This is a genomic window from Mesorhizobium waimense (genome assembly GCF_003601975.1).
GTDB lineage: Bacteria > Pseudomonadota > Alphaproteobacteria > Rhizobiales > Rhizobiaceae > Mesorhizobium > Mesorhizobium waimense.
In genome coordinates this window covers 26,022-49,654 of sequence record NZ_QZWZ01000007.1, presented here as the reverse complement: position 1 = coordinate 49,654, position 23,633 = coordinate 26,022, and the positions used below count along the sequence as shown (strand labels likewise).

The window sequence follows — 23,633 nt, the reverse complement described above, 5'->3', positions numbered from 1 at the left end:
TTCGACGTACGCGTATAATTGGTGACAAATGGTGACAGTGACGAGGGTAAGGGCGCACGCCCGAGATTGGCGATGGCGCTTATCTCCGTCGTCATCCTAGGGCGAAGCAAGGAGCGTAGCGACGCGGCGTAGACCCTAGGATCCATGCCCATACATCAATCGAATAATGCAGCGGATCAAGAAGTTACAACGATCAGCGGCCTACACCAGTGGCAAGCCGTTCTCCACCCTCGGCGCACTGCCGCCAGGTCACGGCATGGATCCCAGGGTCTCCGCGACGTCGCTTCGCTCCTGCTCCGCCCTGGGATGACGAAGTCGCGAAGGCCGCGTGCAGTTCACGCCCCCTTAGCCATCTCCCGCAGCCGAAATTTCTGGATCTTCCCTGTCGAGGTCTTGGGGATCTCGGCGAAGATCACCGCCTTCGGCACCTTGAAGCGGGCAAGCAAGGCACGGCAGTGGTCGATGATCTCGGCCTCGGTCGCCGTCTTGGCGGGCTTCAGCTCGACATAGGCGACCGGCACCTCGCCCCATTTGTCGTCGGCCCGGGCGACGACGCCGCAGGAGGCGACGGCGGGATGCTTGTAGAGTGCGTCCTCGACCTCGATCGAGGAGATGTTCTCGCCGCCGGAAATGATGATGTCCTTGGAGCGGTCCTTGAGCTGGATATAGCCATCAGCGTGCATGACGCCGAGATCGCCCGAGTGGAACCAGCCACCGGCGAAGGCCTCGTCGGTTGCCTTGCGGTTCTTCAGATAGCCTTTCATGACGATGTTGCCGCGGAACATGACCTCGCCGATGGTCTCGCCGTCGGCCGGCGTTTCCATCATCGTCTCGGGGTTCATGACGGTCAGGCCCTCGAGCGCGGCATAGCGCACGCCCTGCCGCGCCTTCTTCGCCGTCCTCGGGCCCTTTTCAAGCTGATCCCACTCATTGTGCCATTCGTTGACGACCGCCGGACCGTAGGTCTCGGTCAGGCCGTAGAGATGGGTAACGGCAAAGCCGGCATCGGCCATGCCCGACAGCACGGCTTCGGGCGGCGGTGCGGCGGCCGTGTTGAAGGTGACGGACTGCGGGAATTCGCGCTTGTCCTCGACCTTCGCGTTGATCAGCACCGACATGACGACCGGCGCGCCGCAGAGATGGGTGACGCCATGATCGGCAATCGCATCGTAGATCGGCTTCGGCCGTACCCAGCGCAGGCAGACATGGGTGCCGGCCTGCACGGCCAGCGTCCAGGGAAAGCACCAGCCATTGCAGTGGAACATCGGCAGCGTCCACAGATACACCGCGTGCTTGGCCATGCCGGCATGGATGGTGTTGGTGTAGGCCATCAACGCCGCGCCGCGATGGTGGTAGACGACACCCTTGGGATTGCCGGTCGTGCCCGAGGTGTAATTGAGCGAGATGGCATCCCATTCGTCATCGGGCATCGACCAGCCGAAATCCTCGTCGCCGCCGGCGACGAACGCCTCATAGTCGAGCGAGCCGATGCGCTCGCCCTTCGGATAGGGAGCATCAGTGGCATAGTCCGGATCGTCATAGTCGATGACCAGCGGCCTGGCCTTGGCCAGCGCCAGGGCCTCCTTGAGGACGCTGGAAAATTCGCGGTCGACGATGAGGACTTTCGTCTCGGCATGGTCGAGCTGGAAGGCAATCACCGCCGCATCGAGGCGGGTATTGAGCGAATGGAGCACCGCTTTGGTCATCGGCACACCGAAATGCGCTTCCAGCATCGGCGGCGTGTTGGAGAGCATCACGGTCACCGTATCGCTTTTGCCGATGCCGCGCTTCGAGAGCGCCGAGGCGAGCTTCAGCGAGCGCCGCCAGAAATCACGATAGGCGATGCGCTGGCTGCCATGGATGATGGCGATATGGTCGGGATATGTCCTGGCCGCGCGCTCCAGATAGGTGAGCGGCGTCAGCGGCTGGTGGTTGGCGGCGTTCCTGTCGAGATCCTGTTCGTAGGGATTGCCCATCCCGTCCTCCCCTAGCGCATGACCCCGAAAATCGGAATCGATTTTCGGAAAGGATCATGCGCAAGATCAAAGTGTTACAGCGTCCTTTGCGCGTCCGAAAGGACGCGCGGCGCTGTAATGTCCATTATCGACTTTCTAATCACAGGCCTCGCGCCGCGTCACCACCAACGATGCCACGACAGGGTGCATTTGGCACAATGATGATCCAGATTCAGCGGGCGAACGAGCATCGCGTGCGCTCAATTTGACTTTTGTCGAGAGCCGTGAATAATGTCAGCGGAGGAGATGGCATGGCGATCCGACCGGCAGAACAGCTTATCCACAAGGCCGCATGGCTCTACTATGCCCACGGCCTGCGACAGGACCAGGTGGCCAGCCAACTCAACATTTCCCGCGCTTCGGTCGCCATGTATCTGCGCAAGGCGCGCGAGACCGGCATCGTCAACATCTCGACCTCGACCCAGCTCTTCACCGACGACGTCATGGCGCGCCGGCTCGAGGACGCCTTGAGCCTCGATGCCGTCTGGATCGCGCCGGAAAACGACTATGTCATCGATCCATCGACCGACATCGCCGTGCTGGCGGCGAGCGTCTTTCTCGAACTGGTCAGGAAGGGCGACCGCATCGGCGTCGCCTGGGGCCGAACCATCTACACCATCGCCGACATCATGTCGTATGCCGATCTTCAGGACGTCACCGTGGTGCAGCTCTGCGGCAATCTCGGCGCGCCCTATTCTTACCGGCCGGACCAGTGCACGATGGAAATCGCGCGCCGGCTCAACGCCAAGGGACTGAATTTCTACGCGCCGCTGGTGCTGACGACCGAAGCGCTGGCGCATGGCTTGCGCGCCGAGCCGGTGATCCGCGAGCAATTGTCCGGGATAAGCGACTGCGATCTCGCGCTCTATTCGGTCGGCACAGTCGATGCCGACAGCCATGTCGTCAAATGCGGCGCGCTGAGCGTCGGAGAGATGGCTTTACTGCGCGAGGCGGGTGCGGCTGGCGTCATCGCCGGGCAGATCATCGACGCCAGCGGCAAGGCGCTCGACTGCAGCTACAATCGCCGCGTCATCTCGGCGGCGCTGTCGTCGCTGCGCCAGATCGAAAAGCGCCTGATGGTGGTGCAGGAGGACAGCAAGTTCGAACCGCTGCTCGCTGCCCTCGCCGGCGGGCTCTGCACGCATCTGGTGGTCGGCGCGCGCATGGCGAAGCGGCTGCTGGAGCACGCGGGAGCGGCGACCGAAAAGGCCTCCTAGAAAGTCACAATCCTTGCCGCCGGCGCATTGTCATCAAAGCGTCGCGGCATTCCTGTTCACAGCAACCAAAGACAGCAAAGCGGACGAAGCGAAATGAAGAATTTGTGGAATGACGGCGACGCCGAAAAAATGGTTGCCGACTATGCCAAGAAGGGCGTCAGCCGCGATCTGGCGCTGCGCGTCTACACGACGCGCCTGCTCGGCGGCGAGCCGCGCCTCGTGCTGCATGGCGGCGGCAACACGTCCTGCAAGACCAAGGCCACCGACCTCGTCGGCGACGAGTGGGATGTGCTCTGCGTCAAGGGCAGCGGCTGGGACATGGCCGTCATCGAGCCGCAGGGCCTGCCGGCGGTGAAGATGGGCGCGCTTATCAAGGCGCGGGCGCTGAACAAACTCGGCGACGAGGACATGGTCGCGCTGCAGCGGGCAAACCTCATCGACCCCGCCTCGCCTAACCCGTCGGTCGAGACCCTGCTGCACGCCTTCCTGCCGCACAAATTCGTCGACCACACGCACTCCACCGCGATCCTCGCCATCGTCGACCAGGAAGACAGCGAGCCGCTGGTGCGGAAGGTGTTCGGCGAAAAGATGGGCTACGTGCCTTACATCATGCCGGGCTTCGACCTGGCAAAGGCGGCGGGCGACGTCTTCGACGCCGACCCGAGCGTCGAGGGCCTGATCCTCGACAAGCATGGCATCTTCACCTTCGGCGACGACGCCAGGCAAGCCTACGACCGGATGATCCATTATGTGAATGTCGCCGAGGATTATGTCGCGAAGCACGGCAAGCCGCGCAGCGAAAAGGCAGCGCTGCCGGCACAACTGGCCAAGCCGCAGGACATCGCGCCGATGCTGCGTGGCGCGGTGGCGGTGGCGCGCGGCGAAGGCCGCTTCGATCGCATGATCAGCGACTTCCGCACTTCGGATGCGATCGTCGATTTCATCAACTCGGCCAAGATCGCCGACTATGCCGGGTGCGGCGTCTCGACGCCGGATCTGTCGATCCGCATCAAGACCGGGCCAATGGCGGTGCCGGCGCCCGATGCCGACAAGATCGGCGACTACAAGGCGGTCATCCGCAGCCATGTCGAGACCTTCGCCAAGGATTATCGCGCCTATTTCGAGACCAATGACGCGCTGGACGACGTCAAGCGCACCATGCTCGACCCGATGCCGCGGCTGACGCTGGTGCCGGGCCTCGGCATGTTCGGCCATGGCCGCACGCTGAAGGACGCCAGGATCGCTTCCGATGTCGGCGAGATGTGGATCGAGGCGGTGCGCGGCGCCGAAGCCGTCGGCCATTTCCACCCGCTGTCGAAGGCCGATTTGTTCCCGCTCGAATACTGGTCGCTGGAGCAGGCTAAGCTTGCCTCGAACAAGCCGAAGCCGCTGACCGGCCAGGTGCTGCTGGTCACCGGCGGCGCCGGCGCGATTGGTGCTGCCACAGCAAAACTGTTCGCCGACAATGGGGCGCATACCGTCATCGTCGATCTCGATCCGGTGAAGGCTTCGGAAGCGGCGAAGAAGGCCGGAAACGGTTCGATCGGCGTCGGCGCCGACATCACCAATGCGACCGAGTTGCGCGCCGCCTTCGACAAGGCCGTCGCCGTCTTCGGTGGCCTCGACATACTGGTCTCCAATGCCGGTGCGGCCTGGGAAGGCCGGATCGGCGACCTCGACGACGCCCTGCTGCGCAAGAGTTTCGAGCTCAATTTCTTCGCCCACCAGTCGGCAGCGCAGAACGCCGTGCGCATCATGCTGGAACAGGGCACCGGCGGCGTGCTCTTGTTCAACACCTCCAAGCAGGCGGTCAATCCGGGTCCGAAGTTCGGCGCCTATGGCATCCCCAAGGCGGCGACGCTGTTCCTGTCCAGGCAATACGCGCTCGACTACGGCGCGCAGGGCATCCGCTCCAACGCGGTCAATGCCGACCGCATCCGCTCGGGGCTCTTGACCGACGCCATGATCGCCAGCCGCTCGGGCGCGCGCGGCGTGTCGGAGAAGGAATACATGTCCGGCAATCTGCTCGGACAGGAGGTGACGGCCGAGGACGTCGCTCAGGCCTTCCTGCACCAGGCGCTGGCCGAACGCACCACCGCCGACGTGACGACGGTCGATGGCGGAAATATCGCCGCTGCGATGCGGTAGGCGACAAGGAAATACTGGAACGACGAAGAGCGGCCTGCGGGTCGCTTTTCTTTTGCGCTTCGAGCCAAGGCTGTCTTGGAATCGTCGCTGTCGGGCCATCAAAAATCCCGTTTCGGACCGTTCCTGCTGGCTGGGGCCTCCGCAACGATGCCGCTTGCAACTTCGATCGCTTTTTCGCCAATCGCGGCATCGCCGCGGATTGTTCAGCCTTTCAACCCAGGACCCTTTTGGAGACGTTCATGGCCTCGAAAAAACTGCGTATTGCCGTGCTGTTTGGCGGACGCTCGGCCGAGCATGATGTCTCCGTGCTTTCGGCGACCAATGTCATGCGCGCGCTGGAGCCGGCGAAGTACGATGCCGTTCCGGTCTTCGTTACCCGCGAAGGGCAATGGCTGCTGAGCAGCTTCGAGAACGGCACGCTGGCGGCACCATTCAGCGGTACGGAGCTCTGCCTTGTACCGGGCGGGCATGGACGGATGCTGGCGATTCCTGCCAGTAGCGCGCCGCACGACCTGCCTCGCATCGATGTGTTGTTTCCTGTCCTGCACGGGCTGCATGGTGAGGACGGCGCCGTGCAGGGCCTGGCCGAAGTGGCGCGCGTGCCGCTCGCCGGCTGCGGCATTCTTGGCTCGGCAACAGCCCTAGACAAGGACATCGCCAAGCGCCTGCTGAAAGCTGCCGGACTGCCCGTCGCGCGCTCGGTGACGATCGATGAGGGTGCAGCGCCTTCCCTCGCCGAATTGGAAGAGAAACTCGGCCTGCCGCTGTTCATCAAGCCGGCGCGGCAAGGCTCGTCGGTCGGCGTCAGAAAAGTCTCGGCCAGCCAGGAATTCGCCGGGGCGCTCGCCGAAGGTTTTCAGCACGACCGCAAGCTTTTGGCCGAGGAATTCATCCGTGGCCGCGAGATCGAATGCAGCGTGCTGGAAGATACAGAGGGCGGCCTGTTCGTCTCCCGTCCCGGCGAAATCGTGCCGGCCGAAAGCCATGGCTTCTACAGCTACGACGCCAAGTACATCGACAAAGACGGGGCGGCGCTGAAGGTGCCTGCCGAGCTGCCTCCGGAGATCGAAGACAGGATCCGCGAGACGGCGGCCAAGGCGTTCCGCGCGGTCGGCTGCGACGGCATGGCCCGCGTCGACTTCTTCGTCATGCCGGACATGAATTTCGTCATCAACGAGCTCAACACCATCCCCGGCTTCACCGACATCAGCATGTATGCCAAAGCGATGGCGGCAAGCGGCGTCAGCTACGCCGAGGTCATCGACCGGCTGGTGGCGCACGGGCTGGCGCGCGCTGGCCGATCCGACTGAAGACGAAGCTTCGGCTGCAAACAAAAAGAGCGGCCCGCGAGCCGCTCTTTCCTTTGCCTATGAGCCAAGAACTACTTGGCGTTCGGGTTCGGCATCCAGGCCGGCATGGCGACATCGGCATGGGCGAACTGCGGCAGCTTGACCGACAGGTCTTCCATGTTCTTGATGTCCTTGTCGATCAGCTCCTTCTGGGTGATCAGCGTCGGCGGCACGATGACGTTGTGACCGGGGTCTTCTCCGGCCAAAAGCTGTGCCAGGGCACGCACCGAGACCTGGCCGACGACGGCCGGGTTTGTGGCTGCGGTAGCCGCCCAGGCGCTGTCAGTCTCGCGCATGGCGGCGATATCCGAAGTCGAGATGTCGGCCGAATAGATCTTGATATCCTTGTTCATGCCGGCCTCGTCGACGGCGATCTTGACGCCCTTGGCGAACTCGTCATAGGGCGCAAACATCACCTTGATGTCGGGATGGGCCGACAGCACGGAGCGCGCCTGGTTGGCGACCGAATTGGCGATCGGGTTGTCGAGCGTGCCGAACATGGCGACTTCGTTGATGCCCGAATGCTTCTTCTTGACGTCGACCCAAGTCTCGTTGCGGCGATCGAGCGGCGCGATGCCGGCGACATAGACATAACCGGCCTTCCAGCTCTCACCATTGTCCTTGACTGCCTGCTCGAGCGCCAGCCGCGCGAGGTCGCGGTCGGACTGCTCGATCTGCGGGATCTTGGGGTTCTCGACATTGACGTCGAAGGCGACGACCTTGATGCCGGCGTCGACGGCGCGCTGGGCGGCTTCCTTCATCGATTCCGTCAGGCCGTGCTGGATGATGATGCCCTGCACGCCGAGCGCAATGGCCTGGTCGACCATGTCGGCCTGGAGCGCTGCGTCCTGGCGGCTGTCAAGCACGCGCAGGTCGACGCCGAGCGCTTTCGACTGTGCCTCGACGCCGGACAGATAGGCCTGGAAGAAGTCGCCGGTCGAGAGATAGCGGACCAACGCGATCTTGACGCCCGGCTTGTCGAACGGCGCCGGCTTGTCCGCGGCAAGAGCCGGCGCCTGCATCAGCATCGTGGCGCCGGCAAGCCCGAGCGCCAGCTTTCCTAGAAGTCTTCTTGTGATCGTCACGTTGTTTCCTCCACTTGTTGAACCCAAAATCTGCCCCGGTCGAAACCCTATCTCTTGCCCCTGCCGGAAAGGGCGAAGGTGAAGACAAGGGCGACGACGAGAACCACGCCCTTGACGAAATCCTGCGTGTAGTAGGGTGCGTTCATCATCGTCAGGCCCTGCAGCAGCACGCCGACGAACACAGCGCCGACGGCGGTGCCGAAGGCGTTGGGCTTGGCGGCCCCGAGGACCGCGTAACCGATGAGTGCTGCCGCCACCGCGTCGAGCAGCAGATTATTACCCGAGGCGATGTCGCCGCGTCCAAGCCGGGCGGCGAGCAAAATGCCGCCGATCGAGGCAAAAACTCCCGAAATGACGTAGGCCCAGATTTTGTATGCCTTGACAGGCGCGCCGGCGAGTTCGGCGGCGCGTTCATTGCTGCCGACGGCATACATCATGCGGCCAAAACGGGTGTGTTCGAGGAAGAACCAGATCAGCACGGCGAGCACGAGCAGGACGACGACCGACACCGGAATGAGGTTCGGGATGAAGAAATCGAAGCGGTGGCGGCCGAGCGCCAGGAAGGCATCGCCGAACTTGCCGTTGGCGACCGAGCCGTCGGGCATGGTCATGCCGGTGGCGATCGAGCGGCCTTCGGTCGGAATGCGCTGCAGGCCAACGAGCAGGAACATCATGCCAAGCGTTGCCAGAAGATCCGGCACGCGCATGTAGACGATCAACCAGCCATTGATGAGGCCGACGAGAACGCCAATCAGCAGGCAGGCGATGACCGCGACGACGGCGTTCTGCTCCAGCACCACCATCACATAGGAGGCTGCCATCATGGCGCTGGTGGCGACCGAGCCGATCGACAGGTCGAAGCCGCCGACAACCAGCGTAGCGGTGACACCGAGCGCCAGGACACCGGTGATGGCGACGGACTGGAAGATGAACACGGCACTCTGCGGCGAGACGAAACCGTCGGCGGCGATGGCGAAACAAGCGATCAGCCCGAACAGAAGGACGATGAAGCCATAGCGGATGGCATGGTCGCGCAGCATCATCCGGCGCACCCGCGCGCTGCTGTCGTCTCAACCCAACTCATGCCTGCTCCATTCCATGTCCTTGGTTCATGCCGCGCTGTGCAGCGGGCCGCCCGCCACTTCGGCCAGCAGCCGCTCGAGATCGATATCGGCATTCCTGTGCTCGCCGACGATCGTCTGTTCCGACATCACCAGGATGCGGTCCGCCGTCTCCAGCGCTTCGTCGAGTTCGGTGACGAACAAAAGCGTCGCGCGGCCGTCGGCGCTTGCCCTCAGCTTGGCGGCGATGTCGCGCCTGGCCGAAATGTCGACGCCCTGGAAAGGCTCGTCGAGGATGAACAGTTTTGCATCCTGCGCCATCCAGCGCGCCACCATCACCTTCTGCTGGTTGCCGCCGGAGAGGGACGCCATCTCATCCTTTTCCGAGCGGCAGACGATGCCCAGATCCTGAATCTGCCGGCGGGCGGTGGCACGTTCGATGCGGCGCTTGAGAACACCGAAACGCGACATGCGCTTGTGGAACGGCAGGCTGATGTTTCGCTCGATGTTGAAGCCGCCGACGATGCCGTTTTCGCCGCGGTCCTTGGCGACGAGGAACACGCCGGCCGCGATCGCTTGGCCTGTCGATCCCGGCGCATAGGGCTTGCCGTTCAACGCCATGGTGCCGGAGAGCGGTCTGCGCACGCCGAACAGGGTCTCGGCCAGTGCCGTCTTGCCGACGCCGACGAGACCGGTGACGGCAACGACCTCGCCGGCGCCGAGCGTCAGTGAGATCGGCCGCGCGCCCGGCGCAAGCCGCAAGCCTTCGACTGTCAGAACGGCATGCGCCGAATTCCGGGCGACGACGCGATCGAGATGGATTTTGCGGCCGAGCATGGCGTTGACGGCACCCTCATAGTCGAGCGGCTTTCGGTCGAACACGCCGCTGACCACGCCGTCGCGCATCGAGATGATGCGGTCGGCGAGCCGCCTGATGTCCGACATGCGGTGCGAGATGTAGAGGATCGCCACGCTTTGCTCGCGCAGCCGGTCGATCAGCGCGAACAGCCGGTCGGCTTCGGCGCTGGATAGCGAAGAGGTCGGTTCGTCCAGGATCAGCACCTTCGGCCGGTGCGCCATGGCCCGGGCGATGGCCACCATCTGGCGGTCGGCCAGTGACAGATCGCTGACCCTGGCCTTGAGGTCGATGGCCAGGCCCATGCGATCGGCGACGGCCTTGGCCTCGCGGCGCACACGGGCTGGATTGAACAATGTCGGCACGCCACTGCCGCTCAGCCTGTCCAGCGTCAGATTGGTGGCGACGTCGAGGTCGGCAACGACGCCGTCATTGATGTTCTGATGCACGGTGACGACACCGGCACGGATCGCCTCAGCAGGAGTCTTCGGCGCGAAATCCTCACCAGCAAGGCTCATCATGCCGGCGCCGCGCTCGTAGACGCCGCTGATGATCCTGACCAGGGTGGACTTGCCGGCGCCGTTGGCGCCCATCAGCACCGTCACCTCGCCCGCATGCAGCTCGACCGAGATGCCGCCAAGCACCTCGTTCTGGCCAAAGGATTTCCTCAGGCCGTCCACACGGAACACGGCATCAGCGCCCATTCGTTCCTCCCTGACTGTGACGCTATGGGGTGTTCCGGCAATTGTCAACACGGTTGACAATTGCCAGAGAGCTTCCTAGCTTGGCCCCGCCGCCATGCCTCCGTTATGTTCGAAGCGCATATGCGGGAGGATGACGATGACGCAGAAACTGCCGTTCGAAGCACTATCGGTCGAGACGCTGCCGGCGCGCCTCGGCGCCAATGAGGTGCTCAGCGCGAGGATCGGCAAGGACACAAGCCGCTGGAAGGTGCGCGAGGTCGGCGACGGCAATCTGAACCTGGTCTTCATCGTCGAAGGCGCGACGGGCGCTGCCGTCGTCAAGCAGGCCCTGCCTTATGTCCGGCTGGTCGGCGACAGCTGGCCGCTGCCGCTGAAGCGCTCCTTCTTCGAGTATCATGCGCTGACCAGGCAGGAGGCGCGCGCACCGGGCTCGGTTCCGGCGATCTACCATTTCGACGAAGGCCAGGCGCTGATCATCATGGAGTATCTGTCGCCGCACATCATCTTGCGGCGGGCGCTGATCGAAGGCCGGCAATTGCCGAACATTGCTCGGGACATCGGCCTGTTCATGGCCCGCACTTTGTTCCGCGGCTCCGACCTCTCGATGGTGACCAAGGGCCGCAAGGCGGATCTGGCACTGTTCGCCGACAATGTCGAACTCTGCGACATCACTGAGAACCTGGTGTTCTCCGATCCCTATTTCGACGCCAAGATGAACCGGCATACCAGCCCGCAGCTCGACAGCCTGGTCGCCGAATTGCGCGCCGACCGCGACCTCAAGGTGGAGGCGCAACGGCTGAAGCATCTCTTCGCCGCCAATGCCGAGACGCTGTTGCATGGCGATCTGCATTCCGGCTCGATCATGGTCACCGACCAGGAAACCAGGATGATCGATCCGGAATTCGCCTTCTATGGTCCAATGGCCTTCGATGTCGGCATGCTGCTTGCCAATTTCTGGATGTCCTTCTTCTCGCAGCGCGGCCACGAACAGAGCGGCAAGCGCGACGCCATGCGCACCTATCTGCTCGATGTCGCCGTCGAGACATGGGCGGTGTTCCGCACCGAGTTCTCGCATCTGTGGCGGACCGAGCGCAGCGGCATGCTCTACCAGAAGAGCCTGTTCGAGGATCAGGGCGACCTGCTCGGCGCCGAACAGGCGCTCGACTACGTGCTGCATTCGATCTGGACCGACCTTCTGGGTTTCGCCGGCATCGAGGTTCATCGGCGCATCCTCGGCCTCGCCCACAATGCCGATTTCGAGACCATTGCCGACGAAGACATGCGCGCCACATGTGAGGCAAAGGCGCTGAAATTCGGCCGCCACCTCGCCGTCAACCGGCGCCAGATCCATAGCATCGACGAGGTCAACACCCTGGCCGCGCTGATCGAACAGGAGAGCAGGATTTGAACGTCGGCGAGCGCCACTATCGCACCATCTGGCTGAGCGACGACAAGCGTTCGGTCGAGATCATCGACCAGCGCTGGCTGCCGCATGATTTCCGCATCGAGAAGATCGGCACCGTCGCCGGCATCGCCACCGCGATCCGCGACATGTGGGTGCGCGGCGCGCCGCTGATCGGTGTCACGGCCGCCTATGGCGTCGCCATCCAGATGACCGAGGACCCGTCGGATGCGGCGCTCGATGCCGTCTGGGAGATCTTGCACGAGACGCGCCCGACGGCGATCAATCTGCGCTGGGCGCTGGACGAGATGCGGCGCTTTCTCAAGCCACTGCCGGTTGAACAACGAGCCGAGGCAGCCTACCGCCGCGCCGCCGAGATCGCCGACGAGGATGTCGGGCTTAACCGCGCCATCGGCGAGAACGGGCTTGAAATCATCAAGGCGATCGCGGCGCGCAAGCAGCCGGGGGAAACGGTCAACATCCTGACCCACTGCAATGCCGGCTGGCTGGCGACCGTCGACTACGGCACCGCCACGGCGCCGATCTATCTGGCGACCGAGGCCGGCATTCCCGTCCACGTCTATGTCGACGAGACGCGGCCGCGCAACCAGGGCGCCCAATTGACCGCCTGGGAGATGGCCGGCCACGGCGTGCCGCACACGCTGATCGTCGACAATGCCGGCGGCCATCTGATGCAGCGCGGCCAGATCGACATGGTCATCGTCGGCACCGACCGCACGACCGCCAGTGGTGACGTCTGCAACAAGATCGGCACCTATCTCAAGGCGCTGGCCGCCGCCGACAACGACGTGCCGTTCTATGTCGCGCTGCCCTCGCCCACGATCGACTGGACGGTGGGCGACGGGCTGGCCGAGATCCCGATCGAGGAGCGCTCCGGCGACGAGGTGTCGCTCGTCTGGGGCAAGACCGCGTCCGGCGATATCGCCCAGGTGCGCGTGTCGCCGGAAGCGACGCCGGCGGCGAACCCGGCCTTCGACGTGACGCCGGCGCGGCTGGTTACCGGCCTGATCACCGAACGCGGCATCGCCAAGGCTTCGCGCGAAGGCCTGAAGACGATGTTCCCCGAGCGCGGGTGATCTCTGCAGCGTCGCGGGCAGATAAACCAGATCGTTGTTCCAGAACGATCCGCACCGGCCATGGTGATTGACAGCGCCGCCCTGCCCTTCCATACAAACCGCGTTAATGTTCTCAGGGCGGGGTGAAAGTCCCCACCGGCGGTAAGGGTCCCGATCCAAGCCCGCGAGCGCTTTCCGCTTAGCCGGAAAGGTCAGCAGATCCGGTGTGATTCCGGAGCCGACGGTCACAGTCCGGATGGAAGAGAACGAACGGAAGACGGCCGCTTGCACGGTCCGGATTTTCGTATCGTGCGTCCTGATTCTGGTTCGAAACGGAAGGATGGACCCATGAATCAGCATTCCCCAAAAGACTACGAAGTCATTCGCGTTGCCGTCATTCGCGCGCGCTGGCATGCCGACATCGTCGACCAGTGCGTGCAATCTTTCGAGGCCGAGCTTGCCGTTCTCGGCGGTGGTCGCTTTGCCGTGGATGTCTTCGACGTGCCCGGCGCCTATGAGATCCCGCTGCATGCCAAGACACTTGCCGGGACCGGCCGCTACGCCGCGATCCTCGGCACCGCCTTCGTCGTCAATGGCGGCATCTACCGACACGATTTCGTCGCCGGCGCCGTCATCGACGGCATGATGAATGTGCAGCTGTCGACCGGCGTTCCGGTGCTCTCGGCGGTGTTGACGCCGCACAATTATCACGACAGCGCCGAGCATCACCGCTTCTTCTTTGAGCACTTTCAAGTGAAAGGCAAAGAGGCGGCCAAGGCCTGCGTCGAGATCCTCGCCGCGCGAGAACAGATCGCGGCATAAGGTTCGTTGCCGGGTGGAAATCCCGGCAACACCCGGTAATATCTAGGAAAATACCGAGGCGGGAGGATGCCGGTGCAGACCAAGAAGATCATCAATGACGGTAACCGCTCCGTCGACGAGATGCTCGAAGGGATCCTCGCCGCGCATCCTCGCCACCTCAAGAGCGTGGACGGCAGCCCGCGCTCGATAGTCGCCCGCGACGGGCCGCGTCCCGGCAAGGTCGGCCTCGTCATCGGCGGCGGTTCGGGCCACGAACCGACCTTTCTCGGCTTTGTCGGCAAGGGGCTGGCGGACGCTGCGGCCATAGGCAACGTTTTTGCCTCGCCGCCGCCGGACCCGATCCTCGAATGCGCCAAGGCGGTCAGCGGCGGCGCCGGCGTCCTGTTCATGTATGGCAACTATGCCGGCGATGTGATGAATTTCGACATGGCCGCCGAGATGGCCGCCATGGATGACATCGAGGTGCGCACGGTACTGACCACCGACGACGTCGCCTCGGCCCCGCGCGACCAGCGGGACAAACGGCGCGGCGTCGCCGGCAATTTCTTCATCTTCAAGGCGGCGGGCGCGGCCTGCGACCGGATACTCTCCTTCGACGAATGCGAGCGCATCGCCAGGAAGGCCAACGACCACACCTTCACCATGGGTGTGGCGCTGTCGCCCTGCTCGCTGCCGCAGACGCGGCGGCCGAATTTCGAGATCGGCGCCGACGAGATGGAGATCGGCATGGGCATCCATGGCGAGCCGGGCATCGCGCGCGGCAAGCTCAGGACGGCCGACGAGATCACCGACGAAATGCTGGACAGGATCCTTGCCGAGATGGCGCCGCAGCGCGGCGACAAGGTTGCTGTGCTCGTCAACTCGCTCGGCTCGACGCCGCTGATGGAGCTCTACATCATGAACCGGCGGGTCAAGCAGAGGCTCGACGACATCGGCGTTTCGGTGCACGCGACCTGGGTAGGCAATTACTGCACCTCGCTCGAAATGGCCGGCGCCTCGGTGACGCTGGAGCATCTGGACGGCGAGCTGCAGACGATGCTCGACCACCCTTGCGACTGCGCCATGTTCCGCGCCGGCTGAGGCAGACCATGACAGCCATAGACACGGCCCGGCTGAAGCACATGTTCGATGTCATCGCGGTGGCGATCGAGGCCGACAAGGACCGGCTCTGCCAGCTCGACGGCGTCATCGGCGACGCCGATCACGGCATTGCCATGGAGCTTGGCTTCAATGCGGTACGCGATTCGCTGGAGCGGCTCGATCTTGCGGCGACCGAGCCGACAGTGCTGCTGAATACAGCAGCAAAATCGTTCCTCAATGCCGTCGGCGCCTCCTCGGGCCCGCTCTACGCGACGGCGCTCATGCGCGCAGCCGCCGCTGTCAAGGGCAAGGCGGCGCTGGAGGGTGCCGACGTCATCGCGATGTTCCAGGCGATGGCGCAAGGCATCAAGGATCGCGGCAAGGCCGAGATCGGCGAAAAGACGATGATCGACGCCTGGCTGCCGGCGGCCGAAGCGGCAGCCGCCGCGCATGCCGCCGGCAGCACCCTGGCAGAAAGCCTCGACGCAGCCCTTGCAGCGGCCGAGCGCGGTGCGGAAGCGACCAAGGATATGATCGCCGCCAAGGGCCGCTCCTCGCGGCTCGGCGAGCGCTCGCTCGGGCACATCGATCCGGGCGCGGCGTCGGCCGTGACCGTCATCGCCGCGATGACAAAGAGCTTGGCTTAGCCCTTCGCCGCATCGAGCCGGTTGATCGCCTGGACATTGCCGGCCGACGGACCTTTTTCGTCGAACTCCGAGGCCAGCCAGGTGTCGACGATAGCCTTGGCCAGTTCCGGGCCAATGACGCGGGCACCCATGGTGATGATCTGGGCGTTGTTGGATTTCGCCGCGCGCTCGGCCGAATAGGTGTCGTGGGTGAGTGCTGCGCGAATGCCCGGCACCTTGTTGGCTGAAATCGACACGCCGATGCCAGTACCGCAGAACAGGATGCCGCGATCATTCTCGCCGTCGACGATCGTCTGGGCGAGCTTTTGCGACAGGTCGGCATAGTAGCCAGCCTGGCTGAGGTCGCTGACCGTAAGGCCGGATTTGGTGGCGAGGTGTGCGGCGATGACGTCGAGCAGCGGCTTGCCGGCGCTGTCGGCTCCAATGGCTATTTTCATTTTTCTTGTCCCTTTCCTGTTCGATTGATTCAGATCGCTGCCGAGGCGCGGCTGAGAATGTCGATGTAGCCTTCCGCCTGCCAGGCCGAGCGGCCGATGAACAGGCCGTCGACATGCGGCTGGCCGATCAGCTCGGCGGCATTTTGCGGATTGACGCTGCCGCCATAGAGCACCGGCGGCACGGAGGGCAAAAGGCCGCCGGCAACCTTCTTGATCAGCGCCTGTTGTTTGTCGGCATAGTCTGAGCTGGCCGGAATGCCCTTGTCGCCGATCGCCCAGACCGGCTCATAGGCAAACAGGATTGTTGCGCCCTTCGCCTCGCCGTCGAGAAATTGCAGCGCGCCTTGCACCTGCGCGGTCAGCACCGCATCAGCTCGCCCGCTCTCGCGCTCGGTAAGCGTCTCGCCGACGCAGATCAGCGGCACCAACCCATGCTTAACTGCCGCCGCCGTCTTCATGCCAACCGCATGGTCGGTCTCGCCGAAATGCTCGCGCCGTTCGCTGTGGCCGAGTTCGACCAGATCGAGCCCGCAATCCGTCAGCATCACCGGCGAGATCTCGCCGGTCCAGGCGCCGGCATCGGCCCAATGCATGTTCTGGGCGCCGACCTTGATGCGCGTCGGCGACAACGCCTGCTTGACCGCGCGCACAGCCGTGAACGGCGGAATGACGAAGGGCTGGATGCGCTCGTCGAAACCCGGCACGAACGCGGCCAGCGTCCTGGCGAAATCGAGCGCCTCGGCGAGCGCCTTGTTCATCTTCCAGCTTGTACCGACCCAGTAGACCACGCGTACTGCTCCTTGATCTCTTTGTTTTGACGCAATTCCGGACGGAAAACCGCTTCACACTTTTCCTGGAATTGTTCTAATCCTTGTTGCCGACCACCGTCAGCGAAACGCCGGCAGCATCCAGCGCTTCTCGCACCTGCGGTTCCAGCTCGCGACCTGTGAAGACGGTATCGAACGCCCTGAGATCGGTCAGGAAATGCAGGGCAGTGCGGCCGAACTTGCCGTGATCGACCAACAGGTATTTGCGCGCCGCGACAGCCATCATAGTCCGCTTGGTCTGCACCACTTCCTGGTCCTGATGGAAAGCCGACGCGCCGTGGATGGCGGACGAGGACAGGAAGGCGACATCGGCGCGCAACGACTTCAGCATGTCCTCGGTAAGCAGGCCGAAAAAGCCATGGAATTTCTTGCTGTACTGGCCGCCAAGCGCGATCAGGGTGATGCCACCGACGCCGGCCAGTTCCTGGATGACGGCCAGATTGTTGGATATCACCGTCAGCGGGCGAAGTTCGGCGAGGCGAGCGGCAATACCACCCGCCGTCGAGCCGTCATCGATGATCACCGTCTGTCCCGGTTCGATCATTGCCACGACAGCAGCCGCCAGGCGCTGCTTCTCCTCGGCCGCCTGCTTCTGCCGGTAGCGGAAATCGCTCTCGAACAGGCCGCTCGGCTGGATCGAGGCACCGCCGCGCACCTTGCGCAGGAAGCCGCTTTCCTCCAGCTCGTCGAGATCGCGATGGACGGTCATCTTCGACACACCGAAGCGCGAGGCAAGGTCGTCGACCGACGCCGTGCCGGCGTCCATCAGAAAATCCATGATGCCCTGGCGGCGGTCGTCGCTCTTCATCCCGACGCTTTCTCGCGCAACAAGCTGCGCGTTGAACCATGATCCGATATATAACGCCAGAAAACCGCGTTTGCACCAAAATTTTTGTGATAATGTTATATTTCTATGGGATATCGGCCCGCCTGTGATTGCGATCCTGTAACAAGAATTGCTTCGGACGCGCGGTCCACAGGTTGCGGTCCGGCGGAAATCCGGCCAGAAGCATCAACGGGCTGGACGACGGTCGGCCAGCCAACAGACACGGTTCGAAACCAGACACGGGAGACTATTGGGTGGCTCGCATCACACTGAGACAATTGCTCGACCATGCCGCCGAACACGGCTATGGCGTGCCGGCCTTCAACATGAACAACATGGAACAGGGCCTTGCCATCATGGAGGCCGCCGAGGAGACCAAGTCGCCGGTCATCCTGCAGGCGAGCCGCGGCGCGCGCGCCTATGCCAATGACGTCGTGCTGGCCAAGCTGATCGACGCGCTGGTCGAAATCCACCCCGACATCCCGGTCTGCATGCATCTCGACCATGGCAACAACGAAGCGACCTGCGTCACCGCGATCCAGTACGGCTTCACCTCGGTGATGATGGACGGCTCGCTGAAGGAGGACGGCAAGACGCCGGCCGATTATGCCTACAATTCCGGCATCACGCGGCGCGTCGTCGACATGGCGCATTGGGGCGGCGTGTCCGTGGAAGGCGAGATCGGCGTGCTCGGATCGCTGGAGATGGGCGGCGGCGAGCAGGAAGACGGCCACGGTGTCGAAGGCGCCGTCAGCCACGACCAGCTTCTGACCGATCCGGAACAGGCGGTCGAGTTCGTCAAGGATACGCATGTCGATGCGCTGGCGGTTGCCATGGGCACCAGCCACGGCGCCTACAAATTCTCGCGCAAGCCCGACGGCGCGGTGCTGGCCATGAACGTGATCGAGGAGATACACCGCCGCCTGCCGAACATGCATCTCGTCATGCACGGCTCGTCCTCGGTGCCGGAGGACCTACAAGAGATCATCAACAAATATGGCGGCCAGATGAAGCCGACCTGGGGCGTGCCGGTGGAAGAGATCCAGCGCGGCATCAAGCACGGCGTGCGCAAGATCAACATCGACACCGACAACCGCATGGCGCTGACCGGCGCGATCCGCAAGGTGCTGACCGAGAACCCCTCGGAGTTCGACCCGCGTAAATATCTGACGCCGGCCATGGCTGCCATGCGCAAGCTTTGCAAGGAGCGCTTCGAGCAGTTCGGCACCGCCGGCAATGCGCAGAAGATCAAGCCGCTGCCGGTCGCCGAAATGGCCAAGCGCTACAAGTCGGGCAGCCTCGACCCGAAATTCGGCTGAGTTCGGCCGCCGGGACGACCCAATTCAAAGGGTGGGAGCCGCATCGACTCCCGCCCTTTCATTTTGCCCGCGGCGACAGGTCCGTCCTGCCGGCATCGATGAACGGCGCCCAGTAGTCGACCGATTCACGGATCATGGCGACGACCTGGTGATCGACCGGCTCGCGCTCGCGGAACGACAATTCGAGGCAGATCTCGTTGTCGGTGCCGCCGCCGCGCCGCACCGTCTCCAGGAATTTCTCCGGCGTAATGCGGCCATCCTTGTTGTAGGCGGCGGTGAACGGCCAGTGGCCGCCCTTGTTCATCGACGACTGCTTGATGTGGATGATCGGCGACTCCTTGGGAAAGGCCTCGGCCCAGGCATAAGGGTCGATGTCGGCCGGATTGCTCGAGGTCACGTCGCCATGGTCGATGTCGACCATCATCTGCAGCGGAATGGCCATGCCGGCCGCCTTGATGTCTTCGTGCAGCGCGCGGCAGCTCTCGATCGTGTGGCCGAATTCGCGGCCGACCGACATCGGCTCCCAGAACAGGTAGGTCAGCCCGGCCGCCTTGGCATGCTCGGCAACCTCGCGCCAGCATTCGAGCGCGATGTCGATCAGCTGCGCGCGGCGCTCGGGGTCGTCATAATCCTGATGGGTGAAGATGGCGAATTGCGTGCCGATGCCGCTGGCGCCGAGCTCGGCCGAGATGTCGGCGAATGTCTTGAACCAGTCGACATAGTAGCGGCGCACATCGGCGTCGGGATGGCCGAAATGATTGAGCCGGCCATAGGGGCCGGTCATGCCAGATGTGATGCGCACGCCCGTCCGGTCCAGCGCCGAACGGAACAGTCGCACGAACTTCGCGATCGTCGCCGCCGGCCAACCCGGATTGACTAACTCATGCGTGAGCTGCACGTCCCTGATGCCGATGCCATAGGCGATCGCATCGATCAGATCGTCCGGGTCGGCGAAGCGGTTGACCAGCGGATTGGTGTTGAGGGACAGCGTGAAGGGCAAGATCGAAACTCCTGTCAGGCCTGCCGGGCAGCGCACCCGGCGGCACGATCATCCAGACCGCCACCATCGGGGCCGAGCGCCATCATTGCAGCGTGGTGACGTTGCGCCGGTTGAGCTCCTGGCGATATTTCTCGGCGTCCCAGTTCAGCAATTCGGCATTCTGCTCGAGGCTCAGATAGTTGACGCGCGCCGCAGGATCGATGCGCGCGGCGACATCGGCGAGGCAGCGCGCCATCGCCTCGGCGCCGGCATTGGCGTCCCTGCGCATCAGGATGCCCTTGCCCGGAAAAAGGAGCGAGGCCGGGGCCGGCTGCCCGGCGGCCGTTGTCCTGGCCACCACGGCGTCGGCGTTCTCGTTCGGACCGGCGATTACCGATCCGGGGCCGAGGAAGATCACATGGTCCGGATAGAGGCTCCCGGAGGCCGCGATGCGGCAACTGGCGAGATCGGTGGCGGCGGCATGCGCCTCGACCGCGATCGGAAGCCGGTAGCCTCTGCCCATGGCAAGCCTGATCAGCGCGTCGAGATCGGGCGATGGTGCCGCACGTGGCGTTCGCGCGAGCAGGCCGGTGACGCGCCTGAGCAGCAGGCTGGCCTCGGCGACCGTGTCGGCGGCGACGACCAGCCCGTGATTGCCGAGCACCAGCACATTGGTCCGTGGCTGCAGCCGCTCGGCGATCCCTTGCGCCAGCGGCAGCCCCGGGCGGCGATAGGGCACGAACGCCCAGTCGAGGCCACGCAGGCGTTCCTCGAGCAAGGCTTCGGCATTGGTCTGCACAGCAATCGCGATCGTCTCGACGCAATGGACGTGGACGACGATCTTGTGCGACAACAAGGCATGCACCGTGGTCTCGATCGAAGGCCGCAGCTGGTGCGGGTTGAGGTCGGCAAGCGTGAATTCAGCGGCCTTCTCGGCCGCTGGATCCTTACGCGCAACGGCATCGAGCAAGGGCGCCAGCGCAACCGGCACCATGATGTCGGTGGTGGCCGCGTTCATCAGCCAGGTGCCGGAGGCCTTGATCCACAGCAGGCCGGCCTGCTTGAGCGAGGTGTTGCCACCGGCGCCCTGGACCAGGAGCGGATCGGCGCCGACCCTGGCCGACAGCACCCGCAGCGCCTCCAACTCGGCGGCATTGTGATCAATCCCTGCAGCCATCAGCCGGCCTTCGCCAATCGGTTTGTGCACCAGTCCTCGAAGGAGGCTCTCTCAGCGGTGCTGAGATGCAGGCCGTGCTTGGTGCGCCGGTCCAGAATGTCGGCCGCCGTCAGCGCCCATTCGTGCGCTAAGAGAAAGCTGGCCTCGCGCTCGAAGAAATCCTTGCCGAAAGGTCGACCCATATCGGCGAGCGAGCCGGCGGCGCCGACCAGCGCACGGGTGCGCGTACCGTAGAGCCGGCCATAATGCTTGACCAGCGAGGCCGGCATCCACGGATAGTCGCGGCCGAGGTCGCCGAGGAACTGCTCGAAGTCGGCATTGGCGATCTCGCCGCCCGGCAGATGGGCTTTTGCCGTCCACGCCTTGCCCATCTTCGGGAAGAAAGGCTGGATCCGGTCCAGCGCGTGCTCGGCTAATTTGCGGAAGGTGGTGATCTTGCCGCCGAAGACGGAAAGCAGCGGCGCCTGCCCGTCCGACGCGTCGAGCTCGAAGATGTAGTCGCGGGTCACCGCGCTCGGATTGTCGGCGTTGTCGTCGTAAAGCGGCCTGACGCCGGAGAAGGAATAGACGACATCGCTGCGCGCAAGCCCGCGCTTGAAGTAGCGGTTGACGACCTTGATCAGGTAGTCGATCTCGCTGTCCTCCGCCGTGACGTCCTCGGGCCGCCCGTCATAGGGAATGTCTGTGGTGCCGATCAGCGCCAGGTCGTTCTGGTAAGGGTTGATGAAGATGACGCGCTTGTCGTTGTTCTGGACGAGATAGGCCTGCCGGCCCTCCCAGAATTTCGGCACGACGATGTGGCTGCCCTTGACCAGGCGCACATTGCGCTTGGAGTTCTGCCCGGCGACGCGGTTGACGATGTCGTTGACCCAGGGACCGGCGGCGTTGATCAGAGCCCGCGCCCTGACCGTGGTTTTGACACCGGTCTTGCCGTCGCGCATTTCCACCGACCACAGGCCATTCTCGCGGCGGGCGGCGGTGCAGGCGGTGCGGGTGAAAACCTTCGCGCCGCGTTCCGCCGCGTCGAGCGCATTGATGACAACGAGGCGGGCGTCGTCGACCCAGCAGTCGGAATATTCGAAGCCGCGTTTGAAGGCATCCTTGATCGGCGCGCCTTCGGGCGCGGTGCGCAGGTTGAGCGTGCGGGTGGCCGGCAGCCGCTTGCGGCCGCCAAGATGGTCGTACAGGAACAGCCCGAGCCGCACCAGCCAGGCTGGCCTGTCGTCCGGACTATGCGGCAGCACGAAGCGCATCGGCCAGATGATGTGCGGTGCGGATTCCAGCAGCACCTCGCGCTCGATCAGCGCCTCGCGCACCAGGCGGAATTCGTAATATTCGAGATAGCGCAACCCGCCATGGACAAGCTTGCCCGAGCGCGAGCTGGTGCCTTCGGCCAGATCGTCCTTTTCGCACAGGATGACGGAAAGGCCGCGGCCGGCGGCGTCGCGCGCAATGCCGGCGCCGTTGACGCCGCCGCCGATGACGAAAAGGTCGACGATTTCACTCTCGCCGCTCATCGCGCCAGACCCTCGCTGCAGACTGTCCGTTTCATGGCGGCGGCCTTAGCACGGATTGACCGGCGGCAGACCGGCGATGAAGCGACGCACCTCCTCGGCCGCCTGCTCGGCGGCGTAGGTGACGGTGCGCACGGAAGCGCCGGCGATATGCGGCGTCAGCGTCACATTGGGCAGTTGCAGCAGCGGCCAATCCGACGGCACCGGCTCGACCGCGAAGGTCTCCAGCATGGCGCTGGCGATGTGGCCGGACACCAGCGCCTCGTAGAGCGCGTCATAGTCGACCAGCGGGCCGCGTGCGGTGTTGATGAAGATCACGCCGGGCTTCATCCTGGCGATGGTGTCCTTGTTGATCAGGCCACGGGTTTCCGCGGTCACGCGGGAATGCAGCGTGGCCACGTCGGATTGGGCGAGGAGATCGTCCAGCGCGACCAGCTCGACGCCGGCATTGCGGTCGTCTGCGCTCAATTGCACATAGGGATCGGAGACCAGTATGCGGCAGCCGAAGGCGCGCAGCAGGCGCACAAGCCGGGTGCCGATATTGCCGTAGCCGATGACGCCGACGGTCATTTCGCTGAGCTCGCGGCCGGTGCGGTCGGCGCGGTAGAGATCGCCGCGCCATTCGCCCTTGCGCAAGGCTTCGTGGCCGACGCGGATCAGCCGCGTCTCGGCAAGGATGGCGCCGATGGTGAATTCAGCCACCGCGCTGGCATTGCGTCCCGGCACGTTGACCACGGTGATGCCATGCGTTTTCGCAGCCGCCATGTCGATGTTGATCGGACCGCCGCGCGACACCGCGACCAGCTTGAGCGCCGGCAGGCGCCGCATCATGGCGTCGGAGAGCGGCGAGAGCTGGGTGACGAAAATCTCGGCGTCGCCGATGAAATCGACCACCTCGTCCGGGTCGCCGAAATACTCCTTGACCTTGTCGAGGCCGAGCGCCGGATTGCCGAACTCCATCGGCTCGTCGGGCCAGGCCATCTCGAGTGTGCGGATGTCGAGGCTGTTGCCGCAGGCCTTCTCGATCTCCGACCGGAACACGTCCGGAAGCATGAAACGGTCGCCGATGATCGCTATTTTCTTCTGCATGCT

The 23,633-nt window shown here is 64.0% G+C and carries 20 protein-coding genes and 1 riboswitch; of the genes, 9 read left to right on the top strand and 11 right to left on the bottom strand.

Annotated elements, in window-relative coordinates; all coding sequences use genetic code 11:
- Positions 1 to 335: 335 nt before the first annotated feature.
- Positions 336 to 1,976 (bottom strand): acyl-CoA synthetase, encoded by a 1,641-nt coding sequence (locus D3227_RS10930; RefSeq protein WP_120014127.1) that lies wholly within the window; start codon positions 1,974 to 1,976, stop codon positions 336 to 338.
- Between the two features lie 290 nt (positions 1,977 to 2,266).
- Here D3227_RS10930 and D3227_RS10925 point away from each other — a divergent pair, with 290 nt between their 5' ends.
- From D3227_RS10925 to D3227_RS10915, 3 genes are all read left to right on the top strand, one after another.
- Positions 2,267 to 3,232 carry a sugar-binding transcriptional regulator gene (locus D3227_RS10925; protein WP_120014126.1) on the top strand — a complete coding sequence of 322 codons (966 nt, stop codon included), beginning with the start codon at positions 2,267 to 2,269 and terminating at the stop codon, positions 3,230 to 3,232.
- A gap of 93 nt (positions 3,233 to 3,325) precedes the next feature.
- Positions 3,326 to 5,380: a bifunctional aldolase/short-chain dehydrogenase gene (locus D3227_RS10920; protein ID WP_120014125.1), complete on the top strand. Its 2,055-nt coding sequence runs from the start codon at positions 3,326 to 3,328 to the stop codon at positions 5,378 to 5,380.
- 239 nt (positions 5,381 to 5,619) lie between these two features.
- Positions 5,620 to 6,690, top strand: coding sequence for a D-alanine--D-alanine ligase family protein (locus tag D3227_RS10915; RefSeq protein ID WP_120014307.1), 1,071 nt, complete (start codon positions 5,620 to 5,622; stop codon positions 6,688 to 6,690).
- Positions 6,691 to 6,761: 71 nt separating this feature from the next.
- Here D3227_RS10915 and D3227_RS10910 read toward each other — a convergent pair whose 3' ends face one another.
- The 3 genes from D3227_RS10910 to D3227_RS10900 form a co-directional block, all read right to left on the bottom strand.
- Positions 6,762 to 7,814 (bottom strand): substrate-binding domain-containing protein, encoded by a 1,053-nt coding sequence (locus D3227_RS10910; protein ID WP_120014124.1) that lies wholly within the window; start codon positions 7,812 to 7,814, stop codon positions 6,762 to 6,764.
- A 47-nt stretch (positions 7,815 to 7,861) separates the two neighbouring features.
- Entirely contained in the window at positions 7,862 to 8,857 is a 996-nt protein-coding gene (locus D3227_RS10905) for an ABC transporter permease (RefSeq protein WP_120014123.1), read from the bottom strand.
- 66 nt (positions 8,858 to 8,923) lie between these two features.
- Positions 8,924 to 10,435: a sugar ABC transporter ATP-binding protein gene (locus tag D3227_RS10900; RefSeq protein ID WP_120014122.1), complete on the bottom strand. Its 1,512-nt coding sequence runs from the start codon at positions 10,433 to 10,435 to the stop codon at positions 8,924 to 8,926.
- Positions 10,436 to 10,571: 136 nt separating this feature from the next.
- On the opposite strand from D3227_RS10900, the gene mtnK reads away from it, so the two are divergent.
- From mtnK to dhaL, 5 genes are all read left to right on the top strand, one after another.
- Complete coding sequence (gene mtnK, locus D3227_RS10895; protein ID WP_120014306.1) at positions 10,572 to 11,843, top strand: S-methyl-5-thioribose kinase; 1,272 nt, start codon at positions 10,572 to 10,574, stop codon at positions 11,841 to 11,843.
- Positions 11,840 to 12,934: an S-methyl-5-thioribose-1-phosphate isomerase gene (gene mtnA / locus D3227_RS10890; protein ID WP_120014121.1), complete on the top strand. Its 1,095-nt coding sequence runs from the start codon at positions 11,840 to 11,842 to the stop codon at positions 12,932 to 12,934. Before mtnK ends, mtnA begins: the two co-directional genes overlap by 4 nt.
- A gap of 104 nt (positions 12,935 to 13,038) precedes the next feature.
- Positions 13,039 to 13,185: riboswitch (FMN riboswitch) on the top strand.
- 76 nt (positions 13,186 to 13,261) lie between these two features.
- The gene (locus tag D3227_RS10885; RefSeq protein ID WP_120014120.1) at positions 13,262 to 13,735 is read left to right on the top strand and encodes a 6,7-dimethyl-8-ribityllumazine synthase; all 474 of its coding nucleotides are present in this window, start codon (positions 13,262 to 13,264) and stop codon (positions 13,733 to 13,735) included.
- Positions 13,736 to 13,801: 66 nt separating this feature from the next.
- Positions 13,802 to 14,815, top strand: a complete 1,014-nt coding sequence (locus D3227_RS10880) for a dihydroxyacetone kinase subunit DhaK (RefSeq protein WP_208646360.1) — start codon at positions 13,802 to 13,804, stop codon at positions 14,813 to 14,815.
- An 8-nt stretch (positions 14,816 to 14,823) separates the two neighbouring features.
- Positions 14,824 to 15,462, top strand: a complete 639-nt coding sequence (dhaL, locus tag D3227_RS10875) for a dihydroxyacetone kinase subunit DhaL (protein WP_120014304.1) — start codon at positions 14,824 to 14,826, stop codon at positions 15,460 to 15,462.
- On the opposite strand, the gene derI is transcribed toward dhaL, so the two are convergent.
- The 3 genes from derI to D3227_RS10860 all read right to left on the bottom strand — a co-directional run bounded on the left by derI (position 15,459) and on the right by D3227_RS10860 (position 17,534).
- On the bottom strand, positions 15,459 to 15,899 hold the full coding sequence (gene derI / locus D3227_RS10870; protein WP_120014119.1) for a D-erythrulose-4-phosphate isomerase: 441 nt from the start codon (positions 15,897 to 15,899) through the stop codon (positions 15,459 to 15,461). The genes dhaL and derI overlap by 4 nt on opposite strands.
- A gap of 29 nt (positions 15,900 to 15,928) precedes the next feature.
- Complete coding sequence (locus tag D3227_RS10865) at positions 15,929 to 16,687, bottom strand: triose-phosphate isomerase (RefSeq protein WP_120014118.1); 759 nt, start codon at positions 16,685 to 16,687, stop codon at positions 15,929 to 15,931.
- 76 nt (positions 16,688 to 16,763) lie between these two features.
- A complete protein-coding gene (locus D3227_RS10860) occupies positions 16,764 to 17,534 on the bottom strand; it encodes a DeoR/GlpR family DNA-binding transcription regulator (protein ID WP_120014117.1) in 771 nt (256 codons plus the stop codon).
- 272 nt (positions 17,535 to 17,806) lie between these two features.
- Here D3227_RS10860 and fba point away from each other — a divergent pair, with 272 nt between their 5' ends.
- The gene (gene fba / locus D3227_RS10855) at positions 17,807 to 18,871 is read left to right on the top strand and encodes a class II fructose-bisphosphate aldolase (protein WP_120014302.1); all 1,065 of its coding nucleotides are present in this window, start codon (positions 17,807 to 17,809) and stop codon (positions 18,869 to 18,871) included.
- Positions 18,872 to 18,929: 58 nt separating this feature from the next.
- On the opposite strand, the gene D3227_RS10850 is transcribed toward fba, so the two are convergent.
- The 4 genes from D3227_RS10850 to D3227_RS10835 all read right to left on the bottom strand — a co-directional run bounded on the left by D3227_RS10850 (position 18,930) and on the right by D3227_RS10835 (position 23,630).
- Entirely contained in the window at positions 18,930 to 19,871 is a 942-nt protein-coding gene (locus D3227_RS10850) for a sugar phosphate isomerase/epimerase family protein (protein WP_120014303.1), read from the bottom strand.
- Between the two features lie 82 nt (positions 19,872 to 19,953).
- Positions 19,954 to 21,027, bottom strand: a complete 1,074-nt coding sequence (locus D3227_RS10845) for a class II aldolase/adducin family protein (protein WP_120014301.1) — start codon at positions 21,025 to 21,027, stop codon at positions 19,954 to 19,956.
- Positions 21,027 to 22,544: a glycerol-3-phosphate dehydrogenase gene (locus D3227_RS10840; protein ID WP_120014116.1), complete on the bottom strand. Its 1,518-nt coding sequence runs from the start codon at positions 22,542 to 22,544 to the stop codon at positions 21,027 to 21,029. The genes D3227_RS10845 and D3227_RS10840 overlap by 1 nt, the downstream gene beginning before the upstream one ends.
- 45 nt (positions 22,545 to 22,589) lie before the next feature.
- Entirely contained in the window at positions 22,590 to 23,630 is a 1,041-nt protein-coding gene (locus tag D3227_RS10835; protein WP_120014115.1) for a 2-hydroxyacid dehydrogenase, read from the bottom strand.
- Positions 23,631 to 23,633: the final 3 nt, after the last annotated feature.